The following is a 21776-nucleotide window of genomic DNA, read 5'->3' as shown; positions in this document are numbered from 1 at the left end:
TTTCAGCAGCAGAGAAGCGAGATTATGAACCGTGTTTCGCAGTTCGTCAACAACTTTTTACACTGCATCGTTGCGACTGCGGGGCTCAACTTCCAGGCCAGTGGCGCGCTCCAGACTCCAGCACACCATCAACCCTGCTTCCCTTCTCCCGCGCCGCGTTTCCGTTAGCGCGAAAGAGGCGTGATTCTAAGCACCCGCCCCCGTCTACGCAAGCCCCTTTGTGAAAATATTTTTGAAAAAGCCCCCGTGCGCTACCGCGCACGGGGGCTTCAGGCTCGGCGGGCCGCGTGACGCAATGCGAGCCACCCTCCATTGATGTGACGTATGCCTGTCGTCCCCCTATATATGAAGTCGCGGAACGGACAAGGAAGCGGGTGCCGTCGAGTATCATGCCGCGACCGAACCACGCACTCATATCCACGATGGACAGCACCACTCAATCCGGCGACGCCGACCTTCGCGACGAATATGCAGCGCTGCGCGAGCGCGCCATCACCCTGGAAGAACAGGCTCCCCCGCTTCTGCAACGCATCTCGGATGTATTGCCGCGGATCAGCGGTGAATCCGAACTGGCGGACGAGCATCGCGAGCGACTCGTCGGTGCGCGCAACGCAGCGATGGTCTCGATCGAAAACTATCAGCAGGCGATTCCTTTCCTGCAGACGGCCGACTCGATCATCGAGCAACTGGACAAGACGCCCGAGCGCGACGAAGACATCGAGTGGCGTGAGTCGCTGCTGCAACGGCTCGACGAGCTGATCGACGTCGCAGTCGTGATGATCGACGATGCCGAAGGCTACTTCGAACAGGCGGACGCCTGCGATCTGTCCAGCATACCGAAAGCCATCCTCGAGGATTGAGCGACGCCGCTCGGGATCGCGTAGCGCACCGGCATGATGTCGTGTTCGCCAGCCATCCCGATGTTTGCCGGCCTGCAGTCCCGGCCTGAAGCCTTCGCCGTCACGCGGGCCGCCGCCCTCCCGCAAAAGCTCACCTTTTCGCGCCCCCCATCGCCCGGGTCGCGCGACACGACTACAGTGCGCCGAGAACGATCGTCTCGCTCACGATCGGCACGCGGATATATCCGCCCTCCGCATCGCCATACGCGTGCGCATTTCCGTCGATGACGCATTGCGCCGTCAACGCGCAAAGGGTCGCGTCTCGCGCATCGACGGACTTCAGCGTCGACACGTCGACGCCCAGCCGTTCCAGCAATTGCCGGCGCTGGTTGCGTTTCTGCTTCGCCGATGCGACGGCCCTCCCCAGCATCGCGCAGGTGATCGCATAAGGATAAGTTTCGAAGCTCGCGCGCCCGCCCGCATAGCGGGCGCCGGTCAGCAGCGGATAGGCATCCGCGAGCGCGCGGTAGACCCGCTCTCCCATGAACATCCAGTCGAAGAAGCCTGACGTGCTTGCAACCGCCTGCTCCCGCGACGGCGTCGGAAAGCACGAGATCCGTTCGCGCGCGAGCGCCTGTTCGGCCGCGCGGCGCCCACTCCCCGTCCACCACAGGCTCGGTGCGTCGACACCCACAGCCACGACGTCATGGGCGAGGCACAGCGCAGGCACCGCCTCGGGTGCGATCCGGTCCTCGCGGCAGACGACTGTCCGTCCGCGCAGGATCACGAGATCGCACTGCTTCTTTTCGCCACCCACATCGACACCCGCCACGGCCGGCGATTGCCACGTCCCGGATCCGAAGGATCGAGCGGATCGCATGCGGGCGCCTCAGTCCGCCGGCCGTGCGTCGTAGGCGGTGTCGAAGATCGCCTCGAGACCGGGATGCACACCGCGCATCGGGTCGACGACCGACTTCGCCCAGTCGAAATACGCCTGCTTGCGCTCGAGCGGCCAGTCCGCGGGTGGGTGCCGCGCGATGTCGCGCAGGTTGCAGATCTTGTCGGCCAGCTTCACGAGCTTCGCGCGCCGGCTGATGGTCGCCGCATGCTCGACCTGCAGGCGCTTGCGCTCCTCCTTCGGCAACGACTTGTCGTCGGTGACTTCCATCACGATGTCCGCCACGTCCTTGCCGAACAGCCGCAGCAACTCCTGCTCGGTCGTCTCGGTATCCTCGACCGTGTCGTGCAGCACGGCCGCGACGATCACGCGCTCGTCCTCGACGCCGGCCTCGTTGGCCAGCACGTCGGCGAGCGCGATCGGATGATTGATGTACGGCGACGCTTCTTCGTCCTTGCGCCGCTGATTGCGATGCTTGTCCGCCGCGAACGCGATGGCGGCTACCAGCTTTTTCATATTCCCCCCTCGTGTGGCCTGACCCGCGACCGGCAGAACCGGCCGCGTGCATTTCGGAATCGCACATACTACCTGTTCGTGATGACCCCGCCCGCGCGCCGGCATTCACGCACACCCTGCGTCACGCGCCCACCGGTGCGCGCTGGAGCTCGACCACGTTGACCCGCGCGCCGAATACGTCCCTCACGAGCGGCAGCAGGTGGTCGTGGTGCGTCAGGAACAGCACCTGGGTTCGCGTCGACAGATCGCGCAGCGCATCGAGGCCGGCCTTCGCGCGCGCATCGTCGAAGTTGATGAACAAGTCGTCGGCCACGAACGGCAGCGCGGTCCGGCTGCCGAGCTGCAACTCCAGCGCCGCGATCCGCAACGCGAGGAACAACTGGTCGCGCGTCCCTTCGCTCAACCCGGCGACCTCGACCGACGCCCCCTGCGTCCGTCGTGCATACAGGGCGGGCGGCGTCCGTTCGGTATCGACGGTCAGCCGCGCGAACTCACCCAGCGTGAGCCCCGCGAAAATCTCGCCGGCCCGCCTGAGCATCGGCCCCTGCTTCTGGTCGCGATAGCGATCCGTCGCCCACTTCAGCAACCGGCTCGCCGTGGCCGCCTCCAGATACTGTTCGGCTGCTTCGCCCATCGCCGCCAGCGCTTCCTGTCGCTTCGATTCGGCAACGGCCGCGTTCGCCTGGCCGTCGATCGCGCCGAACGCCTGATCGGCCACGACCTGCTGCTGAGCAAGCTCGTTCAGCCGCTTGCCGACGTCGCCGAGCGACTGCTTCACCGCTTCGAGGTGTGTGGGTACGTCGGCGATGTCCTGTTCCGCGACTTCCGCTTCGACGGCGGACCGGGACAGGCCGTCACCATCGCGCACCAGTGCCTCGTGCGCGGCATCGACTGCCTGCCGAAGCTGGCGCTGGCGATCCGAGCGTTCGGCCAGCGGCAGCGCCGCGTCGATCGACGCCACGCCTGCCAGTTGCAGCAGCGGCTGGATGCGCGCATCGGCACCGGCCACCGCGGCGGCGGCATCCGCGACCTTGCCGTCGGCCTGCCGAACGGCTTCATCGGCACGACCGATCGCACGCGCGATTTCCTTTGCAGTCGAAAGGCGCATCGTCAGTCGGCGTGCGACGTCCGGCCAGTCGCCGCTCGCCAGCCATTCCGGCGCGAGCGCTTCGGCAAGCCGCCTTGCGCCCGCCTCGAGCGCGGCCAGCTCGGCGCGAATCGCGGCGATCCGGTTGCGCGGCGCATCGGCATCGGCCAGTTCGACCGTTACCGCGTTGGCGAGCCCGAGCGCACCTTCCGCGGCGGCCAGCGTAGCCGCGCTCGTGGACAACTTCGCCGCGCCCAGCGCGTCGCGCCATTGCACCTGCCACGCATCGTAGGGCGCCTGTGCGTGGTCGACGCGCGATTGCACCGTCGCGCATCCGCGTTCGGCTTCACGCGCACGATCCTCGAGGCTGTCCTGCTGCGCGAGTGCTTTCTCGGCCGACTGTACGAAGGTCTCGGCGATCGCGACGAGCGCCGCCAGGCCATCCGACTCGCCGCCTCGCGACACGGTACGCAATGCCGTGCGCAGCGTGGCTTCGGCACCCGCCCGCGCGGCGCGAATCGTGTCGAATTCGCGGCGCTGCCGGTCGAGGTCGGCCTGCGCGGCGAACACCGTGTCGCGCTTCGCCAGCCAGTCGCCCATCGCCGCCAGCGGCATGCCGGGCACCGCGCCCGTCGTCGCGAGCGCGGCCCATGCGTCGCGATGCGCGGCGAGCTCACGCTCGCGCTCGTCCAATGCGGCCTGCCTGCGCGTCACGCCGGCACGCGCGGATTCGACCTGCTGGCGCAGCGACTGCAATGTCGCCGCCGCCTGCGTCGCGCCGAGCTGTGCGTCGACGAGTTCGTCCGCCAGGCGGATCGCGTCGTCGACCGCAGGTGCGCCCGTTGCGAGATCGACCGCGCCGCTGCGGATATCGCCCCACGCGCCGTCGCGTCGCGCGCGCGCCGCCTGCACGTCGGCGGTCGTGACGACCTTGTGGTTCTCCGCGAAGTGCTTTTCCTGCAGTTCGAGCCGCTCGAGCTCTTCGAGTGCGCCGTCCCGCGCGTCGCGTGCAGCAGCGACGGCGCTCGCGCACGCGCTGTCTTCCTTCAGCAGCGTGCCGAGCCGCGCCGCCGACGGCACGTCGAGCGCACGCAGCGTATCAACCGGCATGCGCCACTGGCCGAGCGCATCGAGTGCCCCGGACAACGTGCGTTCGGCGGCGGCGATTTCCTGTTCGAGCGCCTGCTCGCGCTGGCCACTGTTGCGAAAGCCCTGCGCATCGGCCAGCGCCGCACGCAGCGCCTCCGGCACATCGACGGTCGACAGGCGCGCCTGTTGTTCCTGCACCTGCGCAAGCTCGCGCGTGCGTTCGTCGAGCGATTCGCGCGCGCCGGCAAGCGCCTGGTGCAGCGCACCGTGTTCGCGCAACAGGTTTGCGACGGTCTTCAGCGACAACGCGGTCGGCAGCGACGCACGCAGCGACGCTTCGTCCGTCGGCCAGCCGAGTTGGGCGGCCGCTGCAAACGCGGCGGACAGGTGCCGCTCGACATCCGCGCCGAGCAGCAGCAGATCCTTCGCGTGATTCATGCACGCGCCGCGCAGCCGGTCGAGCACTTCGATGTCGGCTTCGAGCGCCAGCGTGTCGGCGTCGGCTTCGATCGCATCGCGCGCCTGCCGTTTTGCAAGCAGGTCCGCACGCCGTTCCTCGAGCACCTTCTGTTCGGCCGCGAGATCGCCCTGCGCCTTCAGCAGGTCCGCATACGCGGTGGGCGGCAATTCGACGACCGGGCCCAGTTCCGCCAGCGCGGCGTCCTTGACCGTCAGTTCCTTCAGGTATGGCGCGAGCCGTCGCACACGTTCGAGCTTCGAGCGCAGCGCTTCGAGCCGACGCTGTTCGGCGCGTGCCTGCTCGATCTGCTGTTCGACCGCTTCGCGCGCGTCCTTGCGCTCGACCCAGTCGCGCGTGCGCACCTGAACCGTCTTCAGTTCGGTCACGGCTTCGTTGAACGACGATTCGGCGAGTGCAAACGCACTGCCGCTGCGGCGCGGCGCCCAGAGTTCGGCCGAACGCGCCTCGAGCTCCTCACGCACAGGCCCGAGACTGCCGACACCGGCAGCCGATTCGAACAGCACCTGGCCGAGCTTGTCGGACGCGTCGAGAATGCTCCGGCCGCCGTCGACCAGACGCCCGTGATCGAGCCCGAACATCTGTTCGAAGAATTCGCGCGTGGCGCCGTCAAGGACCGCGGCCAGAAAGTCGTCGGGCAGTTTGTCGTCAGCGGGTGTGCGCAGCGGACTGCGCCCGCGCGCGCGGTGGAACGCGAGTTCGCCCGTGCCGCTCTCCAGCACGCCGCCGATCCGCAGTTCGGGCGTGCTGTGCAGGAAATCAAGCGGTGTCTGCAGCTTCATCCCGAACAGCAGCTCCGACACGGCCGTGCGAATCGTCGACTTGCCGGCCTCGTTCGGCCCCACGATCACATGGAAATCCTCGCCGGCCGACGGGAAACGCAGCGTCTCGTTGGTGAATTTGCCGTACTTGATCAGATCGAGCTGGTTGATCCGCATCGCTTATTCCCCCCTCGCCAGCCGCGCGAGCAACGCGGGCCCGACCTGCTCGACGAGTGCGGTCAGCTCACCCGCGCGCGCCATCGTCAACAACGGCACCTCTTCCTTCACGTCGCTGCGCACCTTGCCGACGAACGGCTTCAGGTCGCGTTCGAGCAGTTCGAGGAAATCCGGGTCGCGCGCGGCGTCGGCCAGGATCTGCTTCAAGTCCTCCAGCGCTTCGAGCTGCTCGCTTTCGCCCGGCTGATGATCGGCCGCGGACGTCGCGAGCCGGACCTTCTCGAGCCACAGCCGCTCGTTGCCGATGATGCCGATCTGGTTCAGCACCTCCGCGCGCAACTGCGGCGCGCGGCCGAAAAAAAGGCCATGCGCGGGGGTGCGTCCCGTAACCGTCACGCGCACCGCGCGCGGCACATGGCCGTCGACGGTCAGCAGCGCTTCCAGCGACTGGCCGATTTTTCTCGAGAGGTCGGCGACGGTAAGGCAATCGGACGCGTCGACCGACACGGCTTCCCAGCGCAGCACGTCGAGATACAGGCGCTCGACCTGCGTGCGGCCCTGCTCGACCGTCACGAGCACCGCGCCGCGGCGGCCCGTCTCGCGGATATGGCGCCCCTGCAGGTTGCCGGGAAACACCACCGTGGACGGCCCCGACCATTGCTGGAATTCGTGCACGTGGCCGAGTGCCCAGTAGTCGTAGCCTTTCGCGTGGAGTTCGGCCAGCGTGCACGGCGCATAGTTCGCGTGCGCCGCATAGCCTTCGAGCGCCGTGTGCAGCACGCCGATGTTGTAATAACCGGGCACCGGATCCGGATAGCCGATCGCGAGATTGTCGACGACAGCCTTGTCCTTGAAGCTCTGCCCATGCAGCGCGACGTCGAATTCGGGCAGCTTGTGAGTTTCCGCCTTGCGGTGGCCGAACACGGTGACGTTGTCGGGCAGCGTCAGCTTCTTCGTCATCTCGCTTTCGGCATCGTGGTTGCCGCCGAGGACGAACGCGCGGATGCCGGCCTTGCGCAGGCGCCCCATCTGCTGACCGAAGAAGATGCCTGTGTTGTGGCCCTTCCAGTCGCCGTCGTACAGGTCGCCGGCGATCACGAGGAACGCGACTTCCTCTTCGATCGCACGATCCACGAGCTGCCGCAGCGCCTCGCGCGACGCGTTGCGCAACTGCGCGGCCGGCGCGTCGGGATAGGCGCTCAGGCCGTGCAACGGGCTGTCGAGGTGTATGTCTGCCGCGTGGATGAACTTCACGAAGATTCCTTTGTTTCATGACGATGGGGCCAGCGATCGATGTGCGGTGCCGCCAGCCGGGCCATCAATCGCAATCCTGGTAGCCGCCGAGTTCGCCGCAATGGATGCAGCGAAACATATACGCGGTCGGCGAGCCGTCCTTGTCGAGTACCGCGAAGAAGCGCTCCCATTCGGCGTCCTCGTCGAGTCCGGTTGATTCCCGAATCGACGCAACGGCCTGCGGGCCGAACGCGGTCAGTTCGCCTGCACCTGCCCGGCCAATGAACTGCGCGCCATCGCCGCAATGCGTCCACCACCGTTCCTGCTGCCAGCCCTGAAAGCCCGGCGTGCCGCAGGCGATTTCGTCGACGACCGCGTCAGGCACCTCATCCCATTCGCCGCCGCCGATGCCATAAGTGTCGGTAAAGACTGCATCGAGCCGCGCGTGTGCCGAACCGTCGGCGATGCACCACGGGCAGATGCTTCGCTCGTACTCGTCGACCGCATACACGGGGCCCGCGTACACGTCACCACGTGCATCGCCGCAACACACGCAGCGCGCGTCCGAGCGGATCACGCTGCCCGTTGCCAGCGGGTCGGGATGGTACCTGAAAGCGGGTAACGACATGAGGCTCTCCGTCGATCCGGATGGTGGGGGCGCACGCGATGCGAATTCGAACGGCCATTGTGCCGCAGCCCGGCCGCGTTACCGCGGAATCTCGGTCTCGACAAACGTGCCGTTCACGAAACGATAGACGCGATGCGTTGCACCGCCGTGAGAAAGAAATTCCCACTGGATGTCGATGCCGACCGGGTCGTCGCGCCACGCGATCGCCAGGTAGGGCGATTGCGCGCCACCGTCGGTGTCGAGCGAGAAACGCGGCACGGCATGGGCGCCGTGCAGCTCCAGCACGTACAGCGCCCCTTCTTCACCCGCGCCGTAATATCCTGTCGGGCGGCTGCTTGACTCACGACGCACGCGGCTGATCCACGAGGTGCCGTCACTCGCCGCGCGGCACCGGCGGCGGTGCATAGCCATTGTCATTGCCGGGGAACGGATTCGCGTTGCGGCGCAGCGCTTCCTCTTCGTTCTCCTTCTGCGCGAACACCGCGACACCGATCACGCCGACGTTCGCGGCATCGCCATACTTCGAATTCGCGACATAGCTGTCGGGCACCGCCGCGAAGCGGAACGCGGCGACTTCGTCGCGGCTCTTGCGGAAACCCTCGATCGTCAGCGTGCGGCCCGGATACAGCACGTAACCGCCGTTCGTATAGCTGCCGGGCCGCCCCGACAGCACGTCGAGCCCGTCGACGCTCGACACGATCTCGAACGTACGGCGCCCCTGGTTGCGCAGCACGATCATGTAGCGCGAACCTTCGACGCCCGCCATGTGCCAGCGGCCGTCGCTGCGCGCCAGACGCAGCGGCGCGCCCTTCTCGTCCGTGAACGACAGCGCGATGTCGCCGTTGGCGAGCGCGACGCGGGTCGGCAACCGGCGAACCAGGGACGCGGGAGGATGTCCGGGCAACGCGTCGTTGTAGTAGACCGACGCAAGATCCGTCGGCTTCGCCGGATCCGCGCGTTCGAAATCGACCTGGCGGGTTTCGGATCGCACCGACTCGCCCCATGCAGTGCCGAGCCCGCGGCGTTCGCTGGCGTCCGGTGCGGCGGCCGACGCGCTGGTGCTGCCGGACGGCGGGGGCGGCGCTGCGCAGGCGGCCAGCCAGAGCGCGCAGGCAAGCGCGAGAAGACGGAGCAGGATGGTCATGACGTGGTGCCTCGGAATGTTATCGGGCCGCGCCGGGCTGGCCGGAACGGCGTTTTGGTGTCGTCTGTCGCCTCGATGTCGATCGGACATGCTTGCCCGTGTCGGCCGGCGCCGCGATCGCGGCAGCCCGGCAACCGGGAGCCTCGCTATTTAAGCATGGCGGAAGGACGATGGGCAGGGGGCGCGCACGCCGCCCGCTGCCGGTTCGTGCGGGCGGGCATCAGGCCCGTCGCGTCGCCGGACGGGTGGCGAACGCCGACGCACCCCGGCATCGAGGACGGGTTGAACGGCGCGCCGCGCGCGCCAATAAAAAACCCGGCCCGCATCGAAGCGGGCCGGGCTCTGTCGGGAAGCGTGACGCTTACAGCGCGCCGCCTTGCGCCGACGCCGAACCCTTCACGCCGACCGATGCGCCACCCTGCACCGAGTTCGTCGCGCCTTCGAGCGCCTCGCCGGCCTTCGCCTTCGCGCCGCCTGCGACGTCACCTGCCGTCGACATCGCGCCTTGCGCATGGCTCTTTGCCGTGCCGGCGACGTGCTTCACGTGCGATTTCGTCGAGTGGACGGCCGATGCGGCGGCATCCTTCGCGGTGCCCGCTGCCGAACCGACCGCATGCATCGCACCGCCAACCGCGTCGCCGGCTGCCGAGCCCACGCCGCCGACCGTCTTGCCGACGCCGTTCAGCGCGCCGCCGACGGCGTTGCCCGCGCCCGAACGCGAGCCTGCCGCATTCGCGCCGGCACCGGCCTGTACGCCCACGCCGCCACCGAGCAGCGGCGTCTGAACCTGCGCGCCGACGCCTGCGGAACCCTGGGCGCCGGTCTGGGCCGTCTGTGCGAACGCAGCCGAAGTCGCCATCGCCGTCAGTGCAGCACCCACCAGAATCGTACGAATCTTGTTCATGGTCATTCTCCCCAAAGACTTTGTTGCTGCGGGCCGCCTTCGTGCGGCTTGTCGCATGCCTTGCCGCGACGTGCGGCAGGTGGAGCTAATGTAGCGGCGCGGACGCGCAAAACGACTGATTTGCGGGGACTGTTACTTCAGTTGCAAATGCTGACGATTGCCTCACATAGTTTGACAATCGGCGGCTTGCGGCGGGATTGAGCGGTGGACGGGGTGACGCTGGAGACGTGCCGCGCGGAGCATGACACGACGGCGACGCGGCCGATCGCGGCGGATCGCGGCGGATCAGGAAAACGGGCAGGGAAACCGGCCGCTTCGATAAGCATTCCAAAGAACGTGAATCGCCCAGCCGTCGGTGCGGCCCGACAACCAGCTCCTCGCGATAAGTTCGATATCGTGGAATACGCATGCCGCCACACCGGCGTTCCCCGCTGCGCCAAACGCGAGCTTGAACGCCTTTTCCCTCGGCGCGCTCACGGCCGGCCGGTCGACCGCCGTGCCTGGATCGCCGTCGACTTCATCGAACGACGCCATCCACTGCGCGTCGAACGGCTCGGCATCGCGACTGTCCCGCGCGCGATCGCCATCCAGGTCGCCGAGGAAATCGAAAAAGCCCGGCACCGACAGGATGGCGTCCATTTCAAGCAGATGCGCGTTCGTCATTGCGACGCCTTCACGATGCGCGGCCCCGACCGCCCGTTGATGCATGCAGGCAGTTCGGGGCCGCGCGTCCTGCCCGGTTACGGCCGGAACGTATCGCCGAGCACAACGCCTTCACGCCGCGGATCGGTGCCGCCCTGCAACGCGGGCGACTGGCCGACCGTTACACGCATCACGGTATTGACGCCGCTCGCCTGCGCGGACGTCGATACCTTGTGCCCGAGCGCGAGCAGCCCCGTGATCAGCGGATCGTTCGCCCCGTTGTTCGCCGGGTTGACGTTCGGGTGCTCGCCGCCGACCGTGGTCGTCGGGCTGTTGCTCGCGCCGAAGTCGACGAGCCCCGCCGACTGCTGCGCGTCGAGCCCCCAGTCGAGCGCGCCGACGAGCGTCTTGACCACATATTGCGGTATCGTGCCGCCACCTGGCGAACCGGTGGCCATCACGAAATCGCCGCGCGTACCGTCCGCGGCCTGCCCGAACACGATCGTCGGCGCCATTGAGCTGCGCGGCCGCTTGCCCGGCTGCAGGCGGTTGGCCACCGGATTGCCCGCGCTATCGACCGGGTTCGCGGAAAAATCGGTCAGCTGGTTGTTCAGCAGGAAGCCGTTGGTCATGTGGAACGAACCCATGCTCGACTCGACCGTCGTCGTCGCGCTCAGTACGTTGCCGTCACCGTCGACGATCGTGAACTGGTTCGTACCGTGCTCGATCAGCGTCGTGTCGACACCAAGCGGCACTGCACCCAGATTGCCGGGTTGGGCGGTGCCCATGCTCTTGGCCGGATCGATCAGCGCCGCGCGCGATTTCAGGTACGGCTTGTTCAGCAGCGTGTTCCACGTGCCGCCCGGCAGCGGCACGAAATCGGTATCGGCCACGTACTTGTCGCGGTCGGCATACGCAAGCCGTTCCGCCTCGGTGATGAGGTGCACGCCCGCGACGGTCGGCTTGCCGCCTTCGAGATCGATCGCCGTCGGCTTCAGCGACTTCAGGTCGTAATTCTCGAGAATGCCGAGCGCCGACGCGACCGCGATGCCGCCCGACGACGGCGGCGGCATCCCGCACACCCAGTAGCTGCGATAGGTCGTGCACACCGGATCGCGGCGCTTCGCCTGGTACGCGGCCAGATCGGCGACGGTCGTCTTGCCCGGCGTGAGCGTCGACCCGTCCGCGCCCTTCGTCGTCGCGATCTTCGCAACGATGTCCTGCGCGATCTGCCCCGTGTACAGCGCGTTCGCACCCGACTGCGCCATCTGCGTCAGCGTGCGCGCATAGGCCGGATTTTTCAGCACGGTGCCGAGCGTCTTCGGCGACCCATCCGCGTTCAGGAAATACGCGGCGGCCTCGGGGTCGCGCTTCAGGTTCGCGGCATTCGCCGCGATCGCGTCGGCGAGCCGGCCACCGATCGGGAAGCCGTTGGTCGCGAGCGTGATCGCATCGCCGAACAGGTTCTGCCACGGCAGGCGGCCGTGATCCTGCTGCAGCGCCTCGATCAGCCTCGGCACGCCGATCGTGCCGATCGAGCGGCCGCTCGCCCGTGCGTTCGGCAGCGGTGCGGAGTGGTCGGTCGCGTCATCGACGTAGCGCAGATAGTTCTCCGTCGCGGCCGCCGGCGCGGTTTCCCGGCCGTCGTACGCCTGCAGCGTCTTGCCGCGCGCATCGTAGTAGAGCAGCACGCCGCCGGATCCGAGGCCTGTCGCCTCGGGCACGGTCAGGCCGAGCACGGCCTGCACGGCGACTGCCGCGTCGGCGGCCGTGCCGCCCTTCTTCAGCACCGCGCAGCCGGCCGCGCTCGCGTACGCGTTCGACGTGGCCACCAGGTAGGTCTTCGCATAGACCGGCTTCAACCCGGTGCGATAGCCCGACGATGCCTCCGGCAATGACGGGTCGCCCGGCTGGTTCGAGCCCACCACGACCGTCGCGCCGCTGTTGTCGACCGCGAGGCAGCTCGCATCGGTGGAAGGTGTCGGCGTGCGGCCTGCGTCGTTCTCGACGTCGCCGCCGCACGCCGTCAACAGGGCGGCCGCGAGCAACGCGGACGCATACGGAAAAATCGCTGTTCTGTTCATTGTCTGCCGATGTTCTCGTAGGTCGTTGCGATGGACATCACGCTGCCTGCGACCCCCTCGGTGCGCCGGCAACGCGTTCGATAGTCCCATGAACAAAAAATTTTCCGCAATAAGGGATTGGCGTAGCGCGGCCGGATGTTGTGTGCGCAACGTCACCGATTACGCACGCGGGTTCGCGTGTTGCACTGCATCGCAGTGCGATGCGCCCGCGCGGCCAATGGCGTTACTTTGCTGCCCGACGGCGCTTGACGGCTGCCCCGCCGTCGCGCGCGAAGCCGCGCTCCATCGCTTCGATCGCCTCGGAGAAGAACTCGAGAAACATCGTCATCGCGACGGTCGCGCTCATGTCGGCCCGCTGATAGATGCAGCTGAACGAGCGTGCCCCCGCATCGGCAAGCGGCGTCCACGCGAGCCGGCCGGCGGCCACGTCGTCCGCGACGTTCTCGGCGATCAGGAAGCCGACACCCGCGCCTTCGGCCGCGAGGCGCCGCACCATCGGCACCGAGCCCGTCTCGATCAGCGGCCGCACGTTGCGCGGCTGCCGCGCATCGATCTGGTCGAACATCGCGCGCAGCTCCGTGTCGGGCGTCATCAGGATCAGCGGATGCGCGAAACAGTCGCGCAGCCGCACCTTGCCGCCGGACGCCGCGAGCGGATGGCCGGGCGCCGTGACGACACCCAGCGGCTGAGCGAATGCGCGCACCTCGACGACGCCCGCCGCCGCGCGCCGGCGCAACGCATAGCCAATGTCGGCCTCGCCTGTCTCGACCCAGCGCACGATGCTCTCGCCGTTTCCAGAACGCACGCTGTACGTGACGCCCGGATAGCGCTGCATCGCGGCGAGGATCGCGTCGGGCACGAGCCTTTCCGCGGTCGACGCGGGTACCGCCAGGTTCACGTGCCCGCGACGCAGCGCACGCAGGTCCTCGACCTGCGTGAGCGCGTTGTCGAAGTCGCGCTGGCCGCGCCGCACGGCCGCGATCACGATCTCGCCGGCGAGCGTCAACTGCATGCCGCGCGGCAGCCGGTCGAACAGCGGCACGCCGACCTGGTCCTCGAGATTGCGGATCTGCTGGTGCACCGCCGCAGCGGTCAGGTGCAGCGCGTCAGCCGCCTTGCGAATCGAGCCGCGCCTCGCGACCTCGTCGAAACAGCGGAATGTCTGCGATATCGAACGCATAAAAGATCCGTTAGATTTTTCCGAACAGGCCGTCAAGAATAATCCGATTTTACTGACCGTCCGGATCGTCTAGATTCCGCTGCATCCCCGCATCCGATTCGAATGGAGACTGCAGTGACGACCGTCGACCAGATTACCCAGCGCCGCCGAGGCGTCGGCCTCATCGCCCACGATCCCGCCCTGTCCGCGGGCGGCTATACGCTCATCGCGCCGCAGACAGCCGACGGCAACGTCTATCTCGTCGGCATCGACGGCGAAGTCGTGCATCAGTGGAAGATGCCCGTGCGCCCCGGCCGCCATGCGGTGATCCTTCCGAACGGCAACCTCGGCTACAACGGCAACCATCCGCAATCCGAATCGCGCTATGCACCGTGGTCGATGTGGCATGGCGGCGACTTCTACGAAGTCACGCCGCAAGGCGAAACCGTATGGCGTTACGAGGATCCCGCGCACCACCACGATGCGCAGTGGCTGCCGAACGGCAACCTGCTCTACGCCGCGTGCGAGCCGGTCGACGCCGCATTCGCGCGGCGCGTGCCGGGCGGCACGCCGCACGGCGACGACGAAGTGATGTATGCGGACGTAATCCGCGAAGTGAACCGGGCCGGGCAGATCGTCTGGGAATGGCATGCGCGCGACCATCTGCGGCCCGAGGATTTCCCGATCGCGGCCGGTTTCGGGCGCTATCACTGGCCGCTCGTCAACGGCCTCGCGGTCGATGCGAACGGCCGCGTGCTGATGAGCCTGCGCACGACGTCGGGCATCATCGGCGTGAATCGCTCGACCGGCCGCGTCGACCTGCGGATCGGGCCCGACATCGTTTCCCACCAGCATGCGCCGGTGCCGCTTCCGAACGGCAACATCCTCGCGTTCGACAACGGCAATTTCCGCCACGGCGCGCACGTCGTGTTCTCGCGCGTCGTCGAGATCGATCCGGCGACGCAGCGCGTCGTGTGGTCGTATGCGGATGATGTCGTGAACCTGTTCTACACGCCGTTCATGGGCAACGCGCAACGCTTGCCGAACGGCAACACGCACATCACCGAATCGTCGACGGGCCGGCTGTTCGAAGTGACGCCCGCCGGCGAGGTCGTCTGGGAATACGTGATTCCGTGGTTCGCCGAATACCCGGACGAAGCCGCGCGCAAGACCGGCCCCGGGCAGCTCAACAGCGTATTCCAGACGTTCCGCTACAGCGCCGAGCAACTGCCCTGGCTGCGGGCCTGACCTTCCGTTCACCGCCGTTTCCGGCGCTCGTCGCCGTTCGCATCCTGGGGGCCTGCCGTGTCGCACGATCCGATCTCACCGCCCGTCGACGCACGGCTGCCCGCCTGGCAGCTCGCGCTGTTCGGACTGCAGCACGTGCTGTCGATGGCCGCGTCCCCGATCACGGCCGTGTTCCTGATCGCAAAAGTGCTCGCGCTGCCGGCGGACCTGACGGTCCAGTTGATCGGCGCGACGTTCTTCGCGTGCGGGATCGGCACGCTGCTTCAATCGCTCGGCGCCGGGCCGATCGGCGCACGCATGCCGTTCGTGATGGTGCCCGGCGGCGCACCGACGATGCTGTTCGCCGGCATCGCCGCGCAATCGGGCCTGCCGACGGCAGCCGGCTCGGCGTTGCTCGCCAGCGCGTTCTACTGGGTGCTGTTGCCCGTCTTCACGCGCTGCCTGCGGCTCTTTCCGCGCATCGTCGTCGGTGCGATGCTGCTGCTCGTGTCGGTCAACCTGATCCGGATCTACGCGACGATCGTCGTCGGCCAGCCCGGTTCGGCCGACTTTGCCCAGCCGCGCGCGCTCGGCCTCGCGCTGGCCACGATCGTCGCTACAGTCGTCGTGGCCGGTGCGTTTCGCGGCACGCTCGGGCGTCTCGCGGTGCTGATCGGCCTGATGGCCGGCGCAACGCTCGGCTGGGCGCTCGATGCGATGCCGGCGCTCGCCGACGTGTGGCACGGCCCGCTGTTCACCCATCCGGTATGGCTGCCTTTCGGGATGCCGCGCTTCGACCTGCTGGCCGCGCTGCCGCTGCTGATCTTCACCGCGATCTCGATGGTCGAGGCCACCGCGCAGACGGTTGCCGTCGGTGAAACGTGCGGCAAGGCGATCTCGCTGTCGCGCGACGTGCCGAAGACGATACGCGGCGATGCGCTGGCGTCGCTGGCCGGCGCGCTGTTCGGCACGCCGTTGATCGTGACCAGCGCCGAGAATATCGGTGTCGTGCAGACGACCGGCGTGCGCTCACGCTACGTGACGGCCACCGCCGGCGCGATCCTGATCGTCATCGCACTGTTCGCGCCGCTCGCGCGGCTCGCGTATGCGATCCCGGCCGCCGTGGTCGGCGGCACCGCGCTGGTCGTGTTCGCGATGATCGGCGTGATGGGCATCCGGCTGCTCGCCAGCGTCGACCTGCACGCGCGCGCCAACCAGTACACGCTCGCGGCCGCGCTCGTCGTCGGCCTCGCGCCGATCCTGGTGCCGAACCTGTATCGCCATTTCGGCTCACCGGTGCAGATAGTGCTCGGCAACGGCATGGCGGCCGGCACGCTCGCGGCCATTGCAACGCAACTGGCGTTCGCTGCGCTGGCGCGATTGAGCGGACAGGCGGGAACGGCAGCGGCAACCGCGCCTTCGCGCGACGCCTGACGGCGACGGGCGGCAGCGCGACACGCGCGCAGCTCCCGCTTGACGACTCCCGTAGTTCAACCGACAATCGCCGCTCCCTCCTGGCGCGGGCACTCGATCCAGCCGGCGCGTGCGTCTCCTCGACGCCGCCCCGGCTTCAGGTCTTCCGGTCCCGATCTCCGCGCCGCCGTGCCTCGCACGCAAACCGCCGGCCCCGCCGGACACGCTCACGCAGGTATCGCCCCGAACGCCGGCTGATCGCCGCGCGGTCGCGCTTTCGCCTGCCCATTCATTTCGGAGTCCATTATGATGGTTCGTCTTTCCAAGTCGGCGATGGTGCTTGCCATGGCCTTTTTCGCGTCGCTCGTCGCGTTCGGCAACCTCACCGACTACGCGACGAATTTCGCGTTCGTGCATCACGTGTTCCTGATGGACACGACGTTCCCCGGCAACGGGATCATGTATCGCGCGATCGGCACGACGTGGGTTCATCATGCCGGCTATATCGGCATCATCTCGATGGAAACGCTGACGGCCGTGCTGTGCTGGATCGGCGGTGCCCGCCTGCTGCGCGCACGAAGCGCCGACGATACGGCATTCCGCGCGGCCAAGGCGTATGCGATTGCCGGCCTGACGCTCGGCTTCCTCACGTGGCAGGTCGCCTTCATGTCGGTCGGCGGCGAGTGGTTCGGCATGTGGATGTCGAAGCAATGGAACGGCGTGCCGGACGCGTTCCGCTTCTTCATCACGCTGTTGCTCGTGCTGGTCTACCTGACGATGAACAACGACGGCATCGACGACACGCCTACCGCGCACTGACACGTCGCTTGCATCGGTCCGGGCGGCCAATAGGCCATCGGGACGATTGCCGGCGTGACCGCGTCCGGCTATAAATCGTGCATGGACACGAATCGCTGGATTCACGACCCCGTCGGCGCCTTCCGCGCGTGGCAGGAAACCACCGCGACCGGCGCCGATCGCCGGCCGTTCGCGCCGCGATCGGTCGTGCAGCATGTCGCGATGTTTGAACGGTTCCTGCGTTATCTGATCGCACGACGCGTGTCGCTGGCCACGTTCGGACCCGACCACGTCGCGGCCTTCCTGGCGGAACTCGATCGCACTTGCGCCCCCGGCACGTCGACCCGCGTGCGCTACGCGAAGCTGATCGACCGGCTGGGCCGGCATCTGGTCGAAGTCGGCGTGCGCACGATCCATCCGGCCGGCCGGACGACGCGCGATCTCGCCTGGCCGGACGGCGAGCCCGAGCCGTGCTATCTGCCACCCGATGCCGACGTGGCGCTGCAGCGCCACGTGCAGCCGCAAGCAAACGACACGCTCACCGACTGCAGGAATCGCGCGATCGTCGCGCTGCTGCTTGCGAGCGGCATCACGTCGGCCGAGATACGGGCGACAACCAGCGACGCGCCCGATCTCGACGCGCAACCGCCCGCGCTCGCCGTGCCGCGCGATCGGGCGCGGCCGGCGCGTCGAATCACGCTCGCCGAATTTGCGCTGGCGCCGCTCGCCGCATGGCGGGCGCGCTCGGCAGACACGCCGCCCTCCGCGTTGCTGTTTCCCGCGCCGCGCGGCGGTGGCGCGATGAACGACATGTTCCTGCTGCTCGTGGTGCGCGACGCGCTGACCGCGATCGGTTTCCACACGACGGACATGAGCCCGCGCGTGCTGCGCAATACGTATGCGCGCCGCCAGTTGCTTGCGGGCCACGCGCATGCCGACGTCAGTGCGATGCTCGGTCTCGTCAGCACGCGAACGGTCACGCGCATCCGGCAGACGCTGCCGCCCGATGCGGCCGCGGACCGCGCCGCGCACGAGCGCTGACCCGGCCCGTGCTCGGCGCGGGCTGCGCGTCGTTCGGCGCCCTATTCGCCCGGCGGCGACTGGATCAGCCGCAGAATCCGCGTGTCGTACGGCGAATGCATGACTTCGGCGATACGGACCTCGGAAGCAGCCGGATGGAGTGGATTCAGCAGGAAGTTGTGCGCGTGCGGCACGACGACGCTCGGCACGCGCAGCAGTGCGCTCGGCTGCGTATGCAGCCACTCGGTGCCGGCGCTGCGGGTCCAGTCGACGTTGGTTCGCCAGTCCTCTGGCGCGTCGCCCTCCGCGATTTCGGCGATATCGACCGAATCGGCCACCTCGATGCGAAGCAGCTGGTATCCGCTCGGCAATTGCGCGACCGTGGCGATTTCGAAATGAACGAGCGTCTCGAGCAGTGCGAGCGCCGGATGCTCGGCGAGATACACGACGGGCTGCCCGGCAAAATGCCAGCGCCCGCCGGCGCGCAACCCGCCGATCCCTTTCAGGTCGGCGAAATTGCTGATCCGCCACAGCGTCGTCAAGCGAAGTACCCCTCGTCGATCTGTGTGAGGGCTTCCTCGACGAGCCGCGCGCCATGCTCGGTGCTCGCCATGTCGAGCGACGTGCGGCCACCGAAGCGCTGAAGCCCGTTGCGCAGCCACGCCATCGCCTTCTCCTGGTCGCCGAACGTGGCGGTCGCCTGCGCGACGATGCGCGCGAGACGGATCGCCTTGTCGGATTCCTCCTGCGACAGGCGTTCGTGCGCCTGACGACGATGGCTCAGCGTGCGACGCGGAATGATGAAGGCCAGCTCGTCGGATTTCAGCCCGCGCTCGGACAGACGGTCGATCACCGAGACGTCGATGCGGGCGCTCGCCAGCTCGGCAAGATCGGCCCCCGATCGGACACGGATCGCCAGCAGCTGTTCGAGAATCGTGAATTCGGCCTGACGCGGATGCGCGACGCCCGAAGGATGGAAAGCAATGGTGCTCATGACCTCTCCCGGCAATTTGCCCAATCATTATAGGCGTTTTGCCGACAACCTGCGGATGCGGATGGTGGGGGCGCCTGTGGTGCTCGTAGGGGTGCCTTTGAAGGCGAGGACGACATGCTCCATCCACCTGGAGGCAAGTTTCTGTGGCCGCGAATCGAAGATTCGCCAGGGGGATAGGGTGCAATTATTCAGTATATAAAGTCTCGATAAACGTCGTACGGTTGTCACGTAACAACTTTTTAAGTGATTTCGCTTTCGCCGAATTCGCCGGCTCATCCTTCCGGACAAGGTCGATCGGTTCGATCAAGACAAGTAGATGTTCTTCAAGCGCGCCCCCGCCATCAGGAACGCCGCTCCCGACGATTCACCGTCCGTCGCGACGGAATCGCATCGCCGTGCACTCGTGACGGATACGTTCCCATATCGCGCGTTTCTCGTCATCGTTCATGAACACCCAGTGCGAGACCTCGTCGGCCGTTCGACCGCATCCCTGGCAGACATCGTCGAACAAGGTCGAGCACACACCGACACAGGCGCTGTCGGGTAAGTCATGAAGTGTGGAAGCCATTGGAACGCTCGTCTCGGTTGAAAATTCGGCAGCGTCGAATCGCGCTCCCATATACGGGTACCTTTCCGCCCGGGCCAGCTGTCCGAATGATGGCGTTGTCGCCGTACGATGCGGCGTTCACGTGTGCCCGGGTTCGATCGTGCGATTGCCGTATATACAGTCGCACGACTTAGTCATCCAGGAGCCACGATTCACTTTTCGCGCACGACCTCCGCTCAATATCCGGGATCGTGCGCCATGCCGCGAGCGATCAGCCGGCCCATGCGGACGACCGGATCACGCTGCAGAAATTGCCTGCGTGGAAATGCGGATCCTTGTCTGCGAGCACATCGGCCTTCACGTTGCCGAACGTCGTATCAGGCTTGTGCTTGATCCCGTCGTAGAACGCCTGAATGATGTCTTCCTTGAAGTGCGGCGTACGCGGATGCGCACGAACGACGGCCTCGCGCTCCACATCGCTGTATTCCGGATACGTCAGGCCCAGCACATCCATCTCGACGCCTGCGGTAACGAGCGCGATCACCGGATGCATGTGCTGCGGGATGCCCGGCGTGGTATGCAGCGCGATCGAGGTCCACACGACGTCGATATCCTGCTGCGAAATGCCCTTGCCCTTCAGGAAATCGCGTGCGGCGTTGGCGCCGTCCACCTCGAAACGCTCGCACGCGCTGCTGTGTTTGTGCGTGAGCCCCATGTCGTGGAACATGCAGCCGCAGTAGAGCAGCTCGGGATCGTATGTCAGCCCGCGCCGCTGGCCCGCAAGCGCCGCGAAATAGAACACGCGGCTGGAATGATGGAACAGCAACGGAGACGCGGTATCGCGAACGAGCTCGGTGATCTCGCGCGTCAATTGGCTATCGGGAATGGTGATGCCTGCAACGTTCTCAGTCATGATCGACCTCCATTGAAAACACCCTCGATTCTCCGGCGTCCGATAGCTGTCTCCAATAGACGTGTTACGTCAAATCCTGACATTTTGCGCGACGGACGGACACGGCGCCCGTGCAGCAGGAAGAACCCCGGAAACAGGCCCGTCTGCAAGCATCGTGCGCCACCGGCGCCTCTATACTGCTACCCGTCACGTTCGACACACCACGCAATCGATCATGCCGAAGGTTGTAGGAATTTTCGCCGTTCCGGGCGTTCAACTGCTCGATGTCTCCGCACCGCTCGACGTCTTCGCGCAAGCGAACGCCGAATGCGGGAAGCCGTTCTATACGTTGCGGATCATCGCCAGCGAGTCCGGTCCGATCCGCAGTTCGTCCGGTGCGCAGTTACTGCCCGACTGGATCGTTCCCGACATTCCTGAGCGCATCGACACGCTGCTGGTCGCCGGCGCGCCGAGCGCCGGCCGGATAGCACTGCGCACCGACGTCCTCGCGTGGCTGCGAGCGGCGGCCGTACAGAGCAAGCGCTACGGCTCGATCTGCACCGGTGCGTTCATCCTCGCGGCCACCGGCCTGCTGAAAGGCCGTCACCTGACCACGCACTGGGCGGCGGCCGATGCGCTTGCCGAAGCCTATCCATCGCTCGCCGTCGACGCGGACGCGCTGTACGTGCGCGACGGCAAGCTGCGCACCGGCGCCGGCGTCACGGCCGGGCTCGATCTCGCGCTCGCGCTGGTCGAGGAAGATCTCGGCCGCGAGATCGCGCGGCGCGTCGCCGCTCAACTGGTCATGTTCTTCAAGCGCCCGGGCGGACAACTCCAGTTCAGCCGCAAGGGCGAGGCGCGCCCTGCCGGACGTTCGGTACTGCAGGAGGTCCAGCGCTGGATCGCGGCGAATCCGGAACTCGAGCATTCAGTGACGGAGATGGCGAAGCATGCAGGCATGAGCCCGCGCCACTTCGCACGCCTGTTCCGCGCGGAAGTCGGCATGACGCCGGCCGCATGGGTCGAGGCGACCCGCATTTCGGCCGCCCGCCACTTGCTCGAGAACGGTCACGACACGCCGAAACAGGTCGCCGCGAAATGCGGGTTCGCGAATGTCGATACGCTCAGGCGGTCGTTCACCCGGCACGTCGGCATCACCCCCGCCGAATATCGGAAACGGCAGGCAGTCCTGGTCGAGTGACGCGGCCGTGTGCCACAAATGCGGCACGAACGATATAAGCAGCCT

Annotated in this window: 21 protein-coding genes; 6 read left to right on the top strand and 15 right to left on the bottom strand. The window is 67.0% G+C overall.

The window, feature by feature from the left end:
* Positions 1-422 precede the first annotated feature (422 nt).
* Positions 423-860 (top strand): ATPase, encoded by a 438-nt coding sequence (locus G3N96_RS16510; RefSeq protein ID WP_241022671.1) that lies wholly within the window; start codon positions 423-425, stop codon positions 858-860.
* A 172-nt stretch (positions 861-1032) separates the two neighbouring features.
* Here G3N96_RS16510 and G3N96_RS16505 read toward each other — a convergent pair whose 3' ends face one another.
* The 11 genes from G3N96_RS16505 to G3N96_RS16455 all read right to left on the bottom strand — a co-directional run bounded on the left by G3N96_RS16505 (position 1033) and on the right by G3N96_RS16455 (position 13660).
* Positions 1033-1719, bottom strand: a complete 687-nt coding sequence (locus G3N96_RS16505) for a DUF429 domain-containing protein (RefSeq protein ID WP_206137850.1) — start codon at positions 1717-1719, stop codon at positions 1033-1035.
* 9 nt (positions 1720-1728) lie between these two features.
* Positions 1729-2253, bottom strand: a complete 525-nt coding sequence (locus G3N96_RS16500) for an HD domain-containing protein (RefSeq protein WP_043185438.1) — start codon at positions 2251-2253, stop codon at positions 1729-1731.
* Between the two features lie 121 nt (positions 2254-2374).
* Positions 2375-5845, bottom strand: coding sequence for a YhaN family protein (locus G3N96_RS16495; protein WP_206137849.1), 3471 nt, complete (start codon positions 5843-5845; stop codon positions 2375-2377).
* Positions 5846-5848: 3 nt separating this feature from the next.
* Positions 5849-7099, bottom strand: coding sequence for a DNA repair exonuclease (locus G3N96_RS16490; protein ID WP_206137848.1), 1251 nt, complete (start codon positions 7097-7099; stop codon positions 5849-5851).
* 64 nt (positions 7100-7163) lie between these two features.
* On the bottom strand, positions 7164-7706 hold the full coding sequence (locus G3N96_RS16485) for a CbrC family protein (RefSeq protein ID WP_206137847.1): 543 nt from the start codon (positions 7704-7706) through the stop codon (positions 7164-7166).
* Positions 7707-7784: 78 nt separating this feature from the next.
* Positions 7785-8057, bottom strand: a complete 273-nt coding sequence (locus tag G3N96_RS16480; RefSeq protein ID WP_206137846.1) for a hypothetical protein — start codon at positions 8055-8057, stop codon at positions 7785-7787.
* A 22-nt stretch (positions 8058-8079) separates the two neighbouring features.
* On the bottom strand, positions 8080-8850 hold the full coding sequence (locus tag G3N96_RS16475) for a hypothetical protein (protein ID WP_124578637.1): 771 nt from the start codon (positions 8848-8850) through the stop codon (positions 8080-8082).
* A 361-nt stretch (positions 8851-9211) separates the two neighbouring features.
* The gene (locus tag G3N96_RS16470) at positions 9212-9754 is read right to left on the bottom strand and encodes a hypothetical protein (RefSeq protein ID WP_206137845.1); all 543 of its coding nucleotides are present in this window, start codon (positions 9752-9754) and stop codon (positions 9212-9214) included.
* 285 nt (positions 9755-10039) lie between these two features.
* Positions 10040-10417: a hypothetical protein gene (locus G3N96_RS16465; protein WP_206137844.1), complete on the bottom strand. Its 378-nt coding sequence runs from the start codon at positions 10415-10417 to the stop codon at positions 10040-10042.
* 77 nt (positions 10418-10494) lie between these two features.
* Positions 10495-12480: a gamma-glutamyltransferase family protein gene (locus tag G3N96_RS16460; protein ID WP_206137843.1), complete on the bottom strand. Its 1986-nt coding sequence runs from the start codon at positions 12478-12480 to the stop codon at positions 10495-10497.
* A gap of 223 nt (positions 12481-12703) precedes the next feature.
* Positions 12704-13660 carry a LysR family transcriptional regulator gene (locus G3N96_RS16455; protein ID WP_206137842.1) on the bottom strand — a complete coding sequence of 319 codons (957 nt, stop codon included), beginning with the start codon at positions 13658-13660 and terminating at the stop codon, positions 12704-12706.
* Between the two features lie 102 nt (positions 13661-13762).
* On the opposite strand from G3N96_RS16455, the gene G3N96_RS16450 reads away from it, so the two are divergent.
* The 4 genes from G3N96_RS16450 to G3N96_RS16435 all read left to right on the top strand — a co-directional run bounded on the left by G3N96_RS16450 (position 13763) and on the right by G3N96_RS16435 (position 18118).
* Positions 13763-14887 carry an aryl-sulfate sulfotransferase gene (locus G3N96_RS16450; RefSeq protein WP_206137841.1) on the top strand — a complete coding sequence of 375 codons (1125 nt, stop codon included), beginning with the start codon at positions 13763-13765 and terminating at the stop codon, positions 14885-14887.
* 57 nt (positions 14888-14944) lie between these two features.
* Positions 14945-16300, top strand: a complete 1356-nt coding sequence (locus G3N96_RS16445) for a uracil-xanthine permease family protein (protein WP_206137840.1) — start codon at positions 14945-14947, stop codon at positions 16298-16300.
* 285 nt (positions 16301-16585) lie between these two features.
* Positions 16586-17098, top strand: coding sequence for a DUF2165 domain-containing protein (locus G3N96_RS16440; RefSeq protein WP_206137839.1), 513 nt, complete (start codon positions 16586-16588; stop codon positions 17096-17098).
* Positions 17099-17179: 81 nt separating this feature from the next.
* A complete protein-coding gene (locus G3N96_RS16435) occupies positions 17180-18118 on the top strand; it encodes a site-specific integrase (RefSeq protein ID WP_206137838.1) in 939 nt (312 codons plus the stop codon).
* Between the two features lie 41 nt (positions 18119-18159).
* Here the strand turns inward: G3N96_RS16435 and G3N96_RS16430 are convergent, their stop codons facing one another.
* The 4 genes from G3N96_RS16430 to G3N96_RS16415 form a co-directional block, all read right to left on the bottom strand.
* Entirely contained in the window at positions 18160-18639 is a 480-nt protein-coding gene (locus G3N96_RS16430) for an RES family NAD+ phosphorylase (protein WP_206137837.1), read from the bottom strand.
* Positions 18636-19091, bottom strand: coding sequence for an antitoxin Xre/MbcA/ParS toxin-binding domain-containing protein (locus tag G3N96_RS16425; protein ID WP_089430054.1), 456 nt, complete (start codon positions 19089-19091; stop codon positions 18636-18638). The genes G3N96_RS16430 and G3N96_RS16425 overlap by 4 nt, the downstream gene beginning before the upstream one ends.
* Before the next feature lie 364 nt (positions 19092-19455).
* The gene (locus G3N96_RS16420; RefSeq protein ID WP_206137836.1) at positions 19456-19659 is read right to left on the bottom strand and encodes a DUF1289 domain-containing protein; all 204 of its coding nucleotides are present in this window, start codon (positions 19657-19659) and stop codon (positions 19456-19458) included.
* A gap of 250 nt (positions 19660-19909) precedes the next feature.
* A complete protein-coding gene (locus G3N96_RS16415; protein ID WP_206137835.1) occupies positions 19910-20551 on the bottom strand; it encodes an HD domain-containing protein in 642 nt (213 codons plus the stop codon).
* Between the two features lie 214 nt (positions 20552-20765).
* On the opposite strand from G3N96_RS16415, the gene G3N96_RS16410 reads away from it, so the two are divergent.
* On the top strand, positions 20766-21731 hold the full coding sequence (locus tag G3N96_RS16410; protein ID WP_206137834.1) for a GlxA family transcriptional regulator: 966 nt from the start codon (positions 20766-20768) through the stop codon (positions 21729-21731).
* The last annotated feature ends 45 nt before the right edge of the window (positions 21732-21776 follow it).

Origin of the sequence: Burkholderia sp. Se-20373 (genome assembly GCF_017104705.1) — a bacterium.
Lineage (GTDB): Bacteria > Pseudomonadota > Gammaproteobacteria > Burkholderiales > Burkholderiaceae > Burkholderia.
The sequence above is the reverse complement of the archived record's forward strand: the minus strand, read 5'-3'. Positions and strand labels throughout refer to the sequence as shown.

Bases quoted from the DNA above. Each gene is read 5' to 3' on its own strand.
- G3N96_RS16510 (WP_241022671.1), top strand. From the start codon at position 423: ATGGACAGCACCACTCAATCCGGCGACGCCGACCTTCGCGACGAATAT.
- G3N96_RS16425 (WP_089430054.1), bottom strand. From the start codon at position 19,091: ATGAGCACCATTGCTTTCCATCCTTCGGGCGTCGCGCATCCGCGTCAG.
- G3N96_RS16505 (WP_206137850.1), bottom strand. From the start codon at position 1,719: ATGCGATCCGCTCGATCCTTCGGATCCGGGACGTGGCAATCGCCGGCC.
- G3N96_RS16500 (WP_043185438.1), bottom strand. From the start codon at position 2,253: ATGAAAAAGCTGGTAGCCGCCATCGCGTTCGCGGCGGACAAGCATCGC.
- G3N96_RS16460 (WP_206137843.1), bottom strand. From the start codon at position 12,480: ATGAACAGAACAGCGATTTTTCCGTATGCGTCCGCGTTGCTCGCGGCC.
- G3N96_RS16470 (WP_206137845.1), bottom strand. From the start codon at position 9,754: ATGAACAAGATTCGTACGATTCTGGTGGGTGCTGCACTGACGGCGATG.
- G3N96_RS16410 (WP_206137834.1), top strand. From the start codon at position 20,766: ATGCCGAAGGTTGTAGGAATTTTCGCCGTTCCGGGCGTTCAACTGCTC.
- G3N96_RS16420 (WP_206137836.1), bottom strand. From the start codon at position 19,659: ATGGCTTCCACACTTCATGACTTACCCGACAGCGCCTGTGTCGGTGTG.
- G3N96_RS16450 (WP_206137841.1), top strand. From the start codon at position 13,763: ATGGAGACTGCAGTGACGACCGTCGACCAGATTACCCAGCGCCGCCGA.
- G3N96_RS16495 (WP_206137849.1), bottom strand. From the start codon at position 5,845: ATGCGGATCAACCAGCTCGATCTGATCAAGTACGGCAAATTCACCAAC.
- G3N96_RS16475 (WP_124578637.1), bottom strand. From the start codon at position 8,850: ATGACCATCCTGCTCCGTCTTCTCGCGCTTGCCTGCGCGCTCTGGCTG.
- G3N96_RS16440 (WP_206137839.1), top strand. From the start codon at position 16,586: ATGATGGTTCGTCTTTCCAAGTCGGCGATGGTGCTTGCCATGGCCTTT.
- G3N96_RS16485 (WP_206137847.1), bottom strand. From the start codon at position 7,706: ATGTCGTTACCCGCTTTCAGGTACCATCCCGACCCGCTGGCAACGGGC.
- G3N96_RS16465 (WP_206137844.1), bottom strand. From the start codon at position 10,417: ATGACGAACGCGCATCTGCTTGAAATGGACGCCATCCTGTCGGTGCCG.
- G3N96_RS16415 (WP_206137835.1), bottom strand. From the start codon at position 20,551: ATGACTGAGAACGTTGCAGGCATCACCATTCCCGATAGCCAATTGACG.
- G3N96_RS16435 (WP_206137838.1), top strand. From the start codon at position 17,180: ATGGACACGAATCGCTGGATTCACGACCCCGTCGGCGCCTTCCGCGCG.
- G3N96_RS16455 (WP_206137842.1), bottom strand. From the start codon at position 13,660: ATGCGTTCGATATCGCAGACATTCCGCTGTTTCGACGAGGTCGCGAGG.